At 36.0% G+C, this 11,871-nt stretch carries 10 protein-coding genes and 2 other annotated features; of the genes, 7 read left to right on the forward strand and 3 right to left on the reverse strand.

Annotated elements, in window-relative coordinates; translation table 11 throughout:
• Positions 1-35 precede the first annotated feature (35 nt).
• Positions 36-1,145: an ABC transporter ATP-binding protein gene (locus IGI65_RS06075; protein ID WP_071863555.1), complete on the reverse strand. Its 1,110-nt coding sequence runs from the start codon at positions 1,143-1,145 to the stop codon at positions 36-38.
• A 275-nt stretch (positions 1,146-1,420) separates the two neighbouring features.
• Positions 1,421-1,669, forward strand: a binding site (T-box leader).
• 38 nt (positions 1,670-1,707) lie between these two features.
• Positions 1,708-1,943: a binding site (T-box leader), on the forward strand.
• Positions 1,944-2,074: 131 nt separating this feature from the next.
• Between IGI65_RS06075 and IGI65_RS06080 the strand changes: the two genes are divergently transcribed.
• The 4 genes from IGI65_RS06080 to IGI65_RS06095 all read left to right on the forward strand — a co-directional run bounded on the left by IGI65_RS06080 (position 2,075) and on the right by IGI65_RS06095 (position 5,997).
• Positions 2,075-3,145 (forward strand): methionine ABC transporter ATP-binding protein, encoded by a 1,071-nt coding sequence (locus IGI65_RS06080; protein WP_438773566.1) that lies wholly within the window; start codon positions 2,075-2,077, stop codon positions 3,143-3,145.
• Position 3,146: 1 nt separating this feature from the next.
• Positions 3,147-3,827: a methionine ABC transporter permease gene (locus IGI65_RS06085; RefSeq protein WP_438773568.1), complete on the forward strand. Its 681-nt coding sequence runs from the start codon at positions 3,147-3,149 to the stop codon at positions 3,825-3,827.
• A 27-nt stretch (positions 3,828-3,854) separates the two neighbouring features.
• Positions 3,855-4,700 carry a MetQ/NlpA family ABC transporter substrate-binding protein gene (locus tag IGI65_RS06090; protein ID WP_412257835.1) on the forward strand — a complete coding sequence of 282 codons (846 nt, stop codon included), beginning with the start codon at positions 3,855-3,857 and terminating at the stop codon, positions 4,698-4,700.
• Positions 4,701-4,779: 79 nt separating this feature from the next.
• The gene (locus IGI65_RS06095) at positions 4,780-5,997 is read left to right on the forward strand and encodes a M20 family metallopeptidase (protein ID WP_438773569.1); all 1,218 of its coding nucleotides are present in this window, start codon (positions 4,780-4,782) and stop codon (positions 5,995-5,997) included.
• 221 nt (positions 5,998-6,218) lie between these two features.
• Here the strand turns inward: IGI65_RS06095 and IGI65_RS06100 are convergent, their stop codons facing one another.
• Positions 6,219-7,091 carry a helix-turn-helix domain-containing protein gene (locus IGI65_RS06100; protein WP_438773570.1) on the reverse strand — a complete coding sequence of 291 codons (873 nt, stop codon included), beginning with the start codon at positions 7,089-7,091 and terminating at the stop codon, positions 6,219-6,221.
• Positions 7,092-7,157: 66 nt separating this feature from the next.
• Positions 7,158-7,859: an MgtC/SapB family protein gene (locus IGI65_RS06105; RefSeq protein ID WP_438773571.1), complete on the reverse strand. Its 702-nt coding sequence runs from the start codon at positions 7,857-7,859 to the stop codon at positions 7,158-7,160.
• A 395-nt stretch (positions 7,860-8,254) separates the two neighbouring features.
• On the opposite strand from IGI65_RS06105, the gene ptcA reads away from it, so the two are divergent.
• The 3 genes from ptcA (at position 8,255) to aguA (ending at position 11,869) form a co-directional block, all read left to right on the forward strand.
• Complete coding sequence (gene ptcA / locus IGI65_RS06110) at positions 8,255-9,289, forward strand: putrescine carbamoyltransferase (RefSeq protein ID WP_438773573.1); 1,035 nt, start codon at positions 8,255-8,257, stop codon at positions 9,287-9,289.
• A 104-nt stretch (positions 9,290-9,393) separates the two neighbouring features.
• Positions 9,394-10,782, forward strand: a complete 1,389-nt coding sequence (locus tag IGI65_RS06115) for an APC family permease (RefSeq protein ID WP_071863563.1) — start codon at positions 9,394-9,396, stop codon at positions 10,780-10,782.
• Complete coding sequence (aguA, locus tag IGI65_RS06120; protein ID WP_071863564.1) at positions 10,769-11,869, forward strand: agmatine deiminase; 1,101 nt, start codon at positions 10,769-10,771, stop codon at positions 11,867-11,869. The genes IGI65_RS06115 and aguA overlap by 14 nt, the downstream gene beginning before the upstream one ends.
• The last annotated feature ends 2 nt before the right edge of the window (positions 11,870-11,871 follow it).

Below are 11,871 nucleotides of genomic sequence, written 5' to 3' on the forward strand. Positions count from 1 at the left end.
TTTTGCCTTTATGGGAAAATAAGAAATGAACAAAATTAAGGTAATTTGATAACATTTTCGCTATCTTTGTCAAAGAAGTGGGCTTTATTAATATTAAAAGCTAATTCAATGAATTCACCTGGTTTGTGGAAGTCACGGGCATCAACTTTTGAAACGAATTCTGTTTCGCCGGTTTTAGTGTATAGCATTGATTCAGCCCCAAGTAATTCTGAAACGACTACTTCAGCGTTAACTGTTGCTTCTGGTGAAGCTTCAATAGCTACTTGTTCAGAGTGAATATCTTCAGGGCGGATACCAAAGATAACTTCTTTACCTTCGTATCCTTTTTCTACTAAAATTTTATTTTTTCCTTCTGGAATGCGTAATTTTAAGCCGTAGCCATCTGTAATTACACCGTTATTCAATGTAACGTTGAAGAAGTTCATTGCTGGAGAGCCGATGAAACCTGCTACAAAGACATTTACTGGTGTGTCATATACTTCTTGGGGCGTACCAATTTGTTGAATGAAACCATCTTTCATGATAACAATTCGGTCAGCCATGGTCATCGCTTCAGTTTGGTCATGGGTTACATAAATCGTTGTTGTATTTAAGCGTTGGTGCAATTTAGCAATTTCTGCCCGCATTGCTACCCGTAATTTAGCATCTAAGTTTGACAAAGGTTCATCCATTAAGAAGACTTTTGCATCTCGCACAATGGCACGACCTAAGGCAACACGCTGACGTTGTCCACCAGATAAAGCGGCTGGCTTACGATCTAAGTATTCGGTTAAACCTAAAATCTCAGCTGCATTTTCTACCCGAGTTTTGATATCTTCTTTGTTATATTTACGTAATTTCAAACCAAATGCCATGTTATCAAATACTGTCATATGCGGATATAGTGCGTAGTTTTGGAATACCATTGCGATATCGCGGTCTTTTGGTGCCACATCATTCATTACTTTGTCACCAATCGAAAGTTCGCCTTCTGTAATATCTTCAAGACCGGCAATCATTCGTAAAGTTGTTGATTTACCACAGCCTGAAGGACCAACAAAAACGATAAATTCACGATCGGCAATATTTAAATTAAAATCAGTAACGGAATAGTTTTCCGCATTGTCATATTTTTTGTAAACGTGGTTTAATGCCATTTGTACCATAATTTCTACCTCTTTTTCTTTTTTTGTTTTACTATATTCATAGTATAAATGTAAACGTTTTTAATCGTTAGGACAGTGTGCACAAAATGAAGTGGTTTTTTTGTGCACTTTTTTGAAAGGGGTTGCAAATTGTTGGCTGAAAATTTATTTTATGTTTTATAAAAGCTATAATGGCGCCCTTCATTTGTATTTATCTACCAATCATCAGAAATAAATTTTATTTTGCAGTTGACAAAAAATAGTAGCTAGCGTAAACTTCATTTCAACAAATAAATAAAATTTCGTTGATGAGGAAAGTAAGTTTGGCGTACATTTTAGAGAGACACTGGCTGGTGAAAAGTGTTATGGACAAAAGACTGAAAATGGCCTTGGAGAATAAGTTTGTCGATAAGTAGGCAACTTCGGAGGTTTCACCGTTAAAAGAAACACCAATCTTTATGATACGATTCACGATTCATAAACGTTGGGTAGAGGAAAGCATTTGCTTTCAAACTAAGGTGGTAACACGATCATTCGTCCTTTTATAGAGTTAATCTATAAGAGGACTTTTTTTATTTTTATATTCATTACTGTGATTAGGTAAGTAAACAATGAAATTTTTTAAAGAGAGCTTCGGTAGCTGAAAAGAAGTAAAAGGAAGTTGTTGAAAATGGCCTATGAGTAATCTAGCTTCGAGCAAAAAGTGAGAAGCTAGCAGGTGTGCCTGTTATAGCACTAGAGTATGCTAGTACTTGAAGAGGAATTTAGTGTAAGCTAAATTCAAAATGAGGTGGTAACACGCAAAAAAGCGTCCTCAAGCAAAGAATATTTCTTTGTTTGAGGATGCTTTTTTTTACTAAATGTTTTAAGAAAGGATAAATAAGATGGGACAAAAACGAATGTGACGCTTTTAAAAAGACGAAATAACAAGGATTTTTAGGAGGAGAAACATGATTGATTTAAAGGATATTTCGGTAACTTTTACTAAAGAAAAAGACAAAGAAATTCACGCTGTTAAAGATGTAAACTTGCATATTCAAACTGGGGATGTATATGGCATTGTAGGTTACTCTGGTGCAGGTAAGAGTACGTTGGTGCGGGTTATTAATTTATTGCAACGCCCAACGACTGGGACAGTAACGATTAACGGCATTGAATTAACGTCTTTAAAAGATAAAGCGTTGCGAGAAAAACGCAAAGAAATTGGGATGATTTTCCAACATTTTAATTTAATGAATAGTCGGACGATTTTTGAAAACGTGGCATTTTCGCTTAAATACTCAGGAAAATCCAAACAGGAGCGTCAACAAAAAGTCGCAGAACTATTAAGTCTTGTTGGTATTGCAGATAAAGCTAATAGTTATCCTTCCCAATTATCAGGGGGGCAAAAGCAACGGGTAGCTATTGCACGAGCATTAGCCAATGACCCCAGTATTTTATTATGTGATGAAGCGACAAGTGCACTAGATCCAAAAACAACGTTACAGATTTTATCATTATTAAAAGATTTAAATAAGAAATTAGAATTGACGATTATTTTAATTACTCATGAAATGCAAGTGGTTAAAGAAATCTGTAATAAAGTTGCGGTAATGCAAGCAGGAAAAATTATCGAAAAAGGGAGTAGTATCCAAGTTTTTAGCCAACCCAAACAAGTTTTAACCCGTGATTTTATTCGGACTGCTACGCATATCGATCAAGCGTTAGAGACGATTTTGAGTAGTAAAAAGTTTAGTCTTTTAGCAGATAATGAATGGTTAGTGGAGTTGGCTTATGTGGGAGATCAAACGAATGAACCATTGATTGCCCAATTGTATAGCCGCTACCAAGTAACTACCAATATTTTGTACGGCAATGTTGAAATCATTCAAGATGTGCCATTGGGAAGTTTGGTTGTGTCACTTGCGGGTGAAGAAAATCAGCGACACCAAGCCTTAAAACATTTGCAAAAACTCGGTGTCTATACCAATGTTTTAAAGTATCGCCAAGAAAGTGACAAAGTTGTTATGGGAGGTTTTTAAGATGCAATCATTATTAGAAAAGTATTTTCCCAATGTTTTAGCTATACCTGATGAATTTATTGAAGCAACCAAACAGACACTCTACATGTCATTTTGGACTGCTTTAGTTGGTGGGATATTTGGCATCATATTAGGTGTCATTTTAGTAGTCAGCCGCCCAGAAGGTATTTTACCAAATCATTTATTATATAGCATTTTAGATAAATTGATTAATATCATCCGTTCCATTCCTTTTATCATTATGCTTTCGCTTTTAGCCATAGTAACCCGTTTTGTGGTCGGAACAACTATTGGTGAAAAAGCAGCATTAGTTCCTTTAGTTGTAGGAGTTGTTCCATTTTTTGCGCGTCAAATTGAAAATGCACTATTAGAAGTTGATCAAGGGGTAATTGAGGCGGCAGAATCAATGGGAACGAGTCCTTTAGGCATTATTTTTCGTGTGTATTTACTAGAAGGTTTACCAGGCATTGTCCGTGTTTCTGCCTTAACGATAATTAATGTGATTGGATTAACGACGATGGCAGGAGCAGTTGGTGCAGGGGGGCTAGGTAATTTAGCAATTTCTCGAGGCTATAATCGCTTCCAAACCGATGTGACGATTGTGGCAACCTTATTAATTTTAATTTTAGTTTTTATCAGTCAATTTATTAGTAATCAAGTGATTAAAAAAATTACTCATTAATATAAGTAGAATGTGGAGGAATTTGGAATGAAAAAATTAGTGAAATTTGGTGTCGTTGCACTTGCGTTATTATTTGTTGGTACAGGTTGTTCAAAAGGTGATGCTAAGGCAAAAAGTGAAACACAAAAAGAAACAACAGTGAAGCTGGGCGTAATTGGGTCTGATACAGATGTTTGGGATAATGTAAAAGATCGTCTTAAAAAAGAAGGAATTAATTTAGAATATGTCAAATTCACAGACTATAATCAGCCCAATGCTGCATTAGCAGACAAATCAATTGATTTAAATTCTTTTCAGCATCAATTTTTCCTAGATAACTACAATAAAGAACATAAAACGGATTTGGTTTCAATTGGGAATACCGTCAATGCGCCTTTAGGAATTTATTCTGACAAATTAAAAGATGTAAAAGAATTAAAAGATGGCGCGAAAGTTGCCATTCCAAATGATGTCACAAATGGTGGACGTGCTTTACTATTACTTCAAACAGCGGGTTTAATCAAAGTCGATCCAGCTAAAAAACAAACACCAACTGTCTCTGATATCACTGAAAATAAAAAAGATTTGAAAATTACTGAATTAGATGCTGCTCAAACTGCCCGCGCTTTATCTGATGTGGATATTTCTGTCATTAATAGTGGAGTGGCAGTGGATGCAGGCTTCACTCCGACAAAAGATGCCATTTTTTTAGAACCTGTTGATGACAATGCCCGCCCTTATGTCAATATAATCGTGGCACGAAAAGAAGATGCAAATAACAAAGTCTATCAAAAAATTGTAGATGCATATCAAACAAAAGCAACTGAAAAAGTGATTGAAGAAACTTCAAAAGGATCCAGTATTCCTGCTTGGGAAACCTTTGGTCGTAAATAAAAATAGAATTCGCAATAAAAATCATCATTTCAACTAAAAACGAATGTAGCAACCGATAAAAAAAAGAGGAGTGAAGAATATGTCTACAACTACAACTACAACTACAAGACAGCAACACATCGAAGAATTTATTAAAGCTAGTTTGCCAACTTATCAAGAAATTGCTTTAGATATTCATAATCATCCTGAAGTTAGTAATTATGAGTTTTATTCATCTGATGCGTTAGTGAAACAATTGGAAAAAGAAGGTTTTACGGTCAAAAAAGATGTGGCTGGTCATAGAACCGGTTTTGACGCCCGTTTTACTTCTGGTAAACCAGGTCCTGTCATCGTCTTTTTAGCAGAATTTGATGCGCTACCTGGGATTGGTCATGCATGTGGGCATAATCTTTTTGGAACTTATTCTGTTTTAGCAGCTAGTGCTTTAAAAGACGTAATCGCTGATTTTGGTGGTGAAATTCGGGTATATGGAACTCCAGGCGAAGAAGGTGGTGAAAATGGTTCTGCTAAGGGAAGTTTTGTTCGTGAAGGATTTTTTGCAGATGTTGATGCTGCGTTATGTGTCCATCCGGCTTATCGTTATGGTAAAACGACAGCTTCTTTAGCCAATGATCCAGTTGATATTAAATTTTATGGCCGTGCCTCTCACGCAGCTGGCGCACCAGAAAAAGGGATTAGTGCTTTAGAAGCCCTATTACAAGTCTTTAATGGAATTAATAGTTTGCGTCTATTTTTGCCAAAAGATGTAAATATTCATGGCATTATTACTGACGGCGGTGTGGCGGCCAATGTCATTCCCGAATATGCCGCGGGTCGTTTTTATCTGCGGGCAAAAAATCGCAGTACATTAAACGAGGTTTATCAAAAAGTGGAAAATATCGTCAAGGCCGCATCACTAGCAACTGGGGCAACTTATGAATTTGGGCTTTTTCAAAATGCTGTTGACGATGTGATTGTCACACCGAGTTTTGATGCTCTTTTCTTTCAACATTTGACAGCGTTAAAAATTCCTTCAAATGAGATTGAAACGAACATAAAAACGAGCTTAGGTTCTTCTGATGTAGGGAATGTTAGTCAAGTTGTTCCCACCATTCAACCAACTGTGTCTATTTCAGATACTTATATTGCCGGTCACTCAGAAGAATTTAAAGCAGCAGCAAAAAGTGATAAAGGTTTAGCATCAATTGCAATTGCCGCAGAATTACTAGCTAAAACAGCTTTGGATTTATTTACGCAACCAGCTTTATTGGCTCAAATTAAAGCGGATCACAAAAGGAGCTTAGAAAAAGGAAATTAAAAATTTTGATCTAAAAAACGTGTTAAAAATAAAGAAGGTGTGATAGAAGTTGCTTTTGTCACAACGTTTATTCGGAAAAGAGGAGAGGTAACAAGACTTTTGTTACCTCTCCTCTATTTTGCTTTTTGAATGATAGCAAGGTGTGACAAAAATATTATAATACCTTACTTTTTGCCAAATTTATTCTTATTCTTTCAGATAACTAACTTGCTACAATCTTTTTATTTTGTTTCAGAAAAACAAGTAATCAATAGATGACAAAACATTAAATCGTCCATTTTCTTCAAATCAAGTCCCGTTGCTTCTTGAAATTTGTCAATCCGGTAACTAATAGTATTACGATGCAAAAATAATGTCTTCGCTGCAGAACTAACATTGCCTTGGGCTTGCCATAACGCTTCTAAAATTGCGGTCATTTCAGAGTCATTAAACCATAATTGAAATAAATTTTTAAAAAGCGGAATGTTTTGCATTGGTTCAAACATAAAATAGTCAACAGCTGAATTGGCTAATGTAAAATTTTGTTGACTATTATTGCGATGCGCTTGTTGCAAGAATATTTGTCTTTCGGTTTGAAAATCTTGGGAAATGTTACCGTCAGTTTTATGAAATTCGCCAATAAAAACCTGACTATAAGAGTCGAAATCACTATCAAGAGCTTGGAAAATACTAAATAGTTCACTTGTTGAAAAATTACCGATTTCCTTGTTTTCCACTAAAATAAAATTATCTTGACTAAGCCAAAATGCATCAGCAACAGCTTGAATGATTTCTGTTACAGCCTGTTGCCAAGTTGTTTTTTCAAAATCTTTGCCACCTTTTAATTTCACTTGTAAAATACGCACTTGATTAGTATTTGGTGTGCTGTCGCCTTTAAACAAGATACGATACCAGCGATGAGTTGCGGCATTTTTGGGTTCCTTTATGGGATTTGACAGTAGTTGTAAGAGGCTACGTTCATTTTTGGTTAGGCTACTTGTAAGTAAGAGTGCAAAGCCGTCTTCTAGCCGAATAGAATAAAACTTAGGATCATCCACCGGCGTATTACTAAAACGCGCATTGGGATAGATTTGTTGAATTTTTTCAAATGTCATAGAAAGCTCCTTTAAGATTCATTGTTTTTACATAAAGTAAAAAACTTCTATCACAGATTAATTAGCTTATTTTTCTAAGGCCCGTACAGCGATAATATTTTTATTTTGTGCTAGGCCATCAATAATTTCTGCTGAAGTATCAGCACTAATAAAAGCAATTGCATATTTTTTACGAAAAATTTTTACCTCATCTTGTGTATCAACGGAATAGTCGGTGGTAATTGCCTTTATCTTGCGACTTTTAAAAAATTCATTAATAAAGGGTTCTGCCTCTTCAGGATTGATATATTTAATTTGAAAGTTTTTATTTGTTGGCACATGAACAATTTTCTTTAGTAAAACTAAAACGGCAATTACGGCAATAAAACTTAACAATGCAATCGCATAATAGCCCATGCCGATTGCTAAACCCAATCCGGCTGTGGCCCATAAAGAAGCAGCGGTAGTTAACCCACGAATAGAGTGATGGGTCACAACGATTGTTCCAGCGCCAAGAAAACCAATACCACTAACAACTTGAGCGATAAGACGAGCTTGATCGGCTCGAATGACAGTAGCGATTTGCGGGTTGCTTTTGGCAAAGATCACCGCTTGAGCTGCAATTTCTTGTTGCATCATGGCGATAATGCAAGCACCAATTCCGACGAGAATATGGGTACGCATGCCAGCGGGGCGATTTTTTTGTTCGCGATCAAACCCGATAATACCACTTGTTAAAATAACTAGACCTAAACGACACAAAATCTCAAAAATACCAACACGAAACATTTTTTCATCTCCTTTAACACTAAATTTTCGCTCAAAATCCCCGTAGCTATTTAGTACATTTAGAGCAAATTTATTTATATAAGAAATCAGATTTTTTATAAATGTTACTAATTCTACTATAATCTTCTGCTAAAAATTCCGCAAATTAAAGTCAACTTATCACGAAAATACAATAAGTTAACTGTAATAAAATATTTAGCCAAAAGGACTTTAAATCATTTTTAAGGTTTAGTGTAACATGTTACGGGAAATGTAACATGTTTTCTTTATCACAAGCTCCTTTCTAAAGACTTGAAACCCCTTTCTAAAATAAGTGCCTCACGGTATGCTGAAGATGTCAAAAGCATTACTCGAGTAAAGACAAACATATCAATCACTTAAAGGAGCGTTATACCATGCAAAAAAGAGATTTTATCGACACAAATGATTTTACTAAAGAAGAAATTGAATATTTAATCGCGTTAGCTTTAAAAATTAAAGATAGTATCAAACACGGACATTATCCATTATTACTTAAAAATAAAACATTAGGAATGATTTTTGAACAATCTTCTACCCGTACCCGCGTTTCTTTTGAAACAGCAATGACTCAATTGGGTGGCCATGCACAATATCTAGCACCAGGTCAAATTCAATTAGGTGGCCATGAAAGTTTGGGAGATACAGCTCGTGTATTATCTCGTTTAGTTGATATTTTGATGGCGCGCGTAGAACGTCATGAATCGGTTGTAGCGCTAGCAAAAGATGCTACGATTCCAGTTATTAATGGTATGAGTGATTATAATCACCCAACGCAAGAATTAGGGGACATTATCACGATGACTGAACATTTGCCGGCTGGGAAAAAATTATCTGATTGTAAAATTGTTTTTGTCGGTGACGCGACACAAGTTTGTGTTTCAACAATGTTTATGGCAACCAAAATGGGAATGGATTTTGTTCAATTTGGTCCAAAAGGTTTCCAAATTAAAGAAGAAACATTAGCGATTGGTAAAGCAAACGCAGAAAAATCTGGTGGCAGTGTCTTAATTACAGAAGATGCCGATGAAGCGTTGCGAGATGCAGACTTTGTCTATACCGACGTGTGGTATGGCTTATATGAAGCTGAATTATCAGAAGAAGAACGAATGAATGTCTTTTATCCAAAATATCAAGTCAATGATGAACTAATGGCAAAAGCAGCACCTCATGCTAAATTTATGCATTGCTTACCAGCAACACGGGGAGAAGAAGTCACAGATGAAGTATTAGACGGCAAACAATCTGTCGTTTTAGATGAAGCAGAAAATCGCTTAACTGCTATGCGAGCTTTACTGGTTTACTTCTTAAATCCTTATTTAGATTATGCCGATGATGCATTAGCGGCTAAGTTTGATGGTGAATTACAATATATGTTGCAACCAAAACGTCAATTAGAACGCAAAGACTAAAAAATTTCGCAATTTTGAAAAGTTCCTGCAAACTTGACCTGATTTTTTAATCGGGTTGAGTTTGAGCAACTTTTCAGTTCGGGCTCATTGAAAGGAGCACAATTATGAAGGAAAAGAAGAAGTTTCGTCTTTTTGATGCGGTCTTAATGGCCGTCGTTGTTATTTTGGTAGTAGAGTCGGCAGCACCAGCTGCGGCAATTGGATCTTCGCAATTCTTCTGGTGGGGATTATTATTAATTTTATTTTTCCTCCCTTATGGTTTAATCTCAGCAGAACTTGGGACAACTTATGATGACGAAGGTGGTATTTATGATTGGGTGAAAAAAGCTTATGGCCGTCGTTGGGGAGCACGTGTTGCTTGGTTTTATTGGATTAACTTTCCAATTTGGATGGCAAGTCTTGCGGTTTTATTCCAAGAAGTGTTAACACAAATTTTTCAAATTCACTTAAGTACTCCCGTTTTAGTGTTGATTCAACTTATTTTTATCTGGTTTGTCACGATTGTTAGTTGTTATCCGGTTAGTGATAGTAAATGGATTTTAAATATTGCTGCTTTTGCAAAAGTTGCAATTATGGTTTGTTTGGGTATTTTAGGTATTTATCATGCAGTCACTAAAGGAATGGCCAATGATTTTTCCGGTGCAGCATTATTACCGAAGTTTGATATTCAAAACTTAAGCTTTTTATCGGTCATTTTGTTTAACTTTTTAGGATTTGAAGTCGTTACTACCTTAGCAAGTGATATGGATAATCCCAAAAAGCAAATTCCACAAGCTATTATCTATGGTGGCATTTTAATCGCCTTCTTTTATCTTTTTGCCGCTTTTGGTATGGGGGCTGCGGTACCTGCAGACCAACTATCTGCTTCGGGTGGTTTAATTGATAGCTTTATTTTATTAGTTGGCGGCTTAAATCCTTTCGTAGTGATTATTGGAATCTTATTTATGTATACTTTGGCAGCTAATCTAATCTCTTGGGCGCTGGGTGTAAACTATGTTGCTTTATACGCTGCTAAAAATCAAGACATGCCAGCTATTTTTGCTAAAGAAAATCCTAAAAACGATATGCCCGTTGGCGCTTCTATTGTAAATGGTATTATCGCTTCTATCTTAGTTGTAGCAGCACCGTTTATTCCAAATGAAAATATCTTTTGGGCGTTCTTCTCATTAAATGTTGTCGCCTTATTGCTTTCTTACATTATGATGTTTCCAGCTTTTTTGAAACTACGCAAAATCGATCCAGATGCAGTACGACCGTTTAAAGTACCCGGACCAAACTGGTTATTGAAAGTTATGACATTTGTACCGATGATTTTATTAGTTATTACTTTAATTTTTTCAGTTGTACCCCTTGATACAAGTAGTGCAGAAATGAATGCCAAAATACCTGTTTTAATTGGTACACTACTCGCTTTTGTGATAGGTGAAATTGTGATTCGCTTCTCAGCAAGAGAAAAACATGGAAAAGGAGTTATTACAGATGAAAACAATTGATAGTTCACCACGTCAAGATGGGTTTAAAATGCCAGGAGAGTTTGCACCACATGAGGGCGTATATATGTTGTGGCCACAACGTCCAGATAATTGGCGCGATGGAGGTAAGCCTGCCCAACAAGCTTTTGTGGAAGTTGCGAAGGCAATCTCTGCTTTTGAACCAGTTACAATGGGGGTGAATCCCGATCAATACAACAATGCCCGTCATATGTTACCAGAAAATATTCGGGTAGTTGAAATTGCCAGTGATGATTCATGGGTTAGAGATTGTGGCCCAACCTTTGTGACGAATGGCAAAGGAGAAACTAGAGGCGTTGATTGGACATTTAATGCTTGGGGTGGTTTGGTTGATGGCTTATATTTCCCTTGGGATAAAGACGATCAAGTAGCGCAAAAAATTTGTGAAAATGAATGGAAAGATCGCTATCGATTAAACGATTTTGTTTTAGAAGGTGGCTCAATTCATGTTGATGGCGAAGGAACATTAATTACAACCGAAGAGTGCTTATTATCAGAAGGACGAAACCCACAGTTATCAAAAGAACAGATTGAAAATATTTTAAAAGAATACTTAAATATTGAAAAAGTAATATGGTTAAAACGTGGTATTTATTTAGATGAAACAAACGGTCATGTGGATAATATTGCTAATTTTGTTGCCCCAGGCGAAGTAGCATTAGCTTGGACAGATGATAAAAATGATCCGCAATATGAAATTTCAAAAGAATGTTTAGATATTTTGGAAAGTGAAACAGATGCTAAAGGTCGAAAAATTAATGTGACTAAATTATATGTACCAAAACCGATTTTAATTAATGAAGAAGAAAGCGGCGGTGTTGATGCAGTCGATGGTACTTTACCACGCCAAGTAGGCGACCGTTTGGCTGCTAGTTACGTTAATTACTATACTGCAAATGGTGGGGTTATATATCCTTTATTTGATGATCCAATGGATGAAAAAGCAAAAGAAACATTACAAAAATTATATCCAGATCGTAAAATCGTAGGCGTGTATGCGCGGGAAATTTTACTAGGGGGCGGTAATATTCACTGTATCACCCAACAAATTCCGAAAGGAGAGGCATGAAG

Origin of the sequence: Enterococcus sp. DIV0755b (assembly GCF_051713765.1) — a bacterium.
Classification (GTDB): domain Bacteria; phylum Bacillota; class Bacilli; order Lactobacillales; family Enterococcaceae; genus Enterococcus_C; species Enterococcus_C canintestini.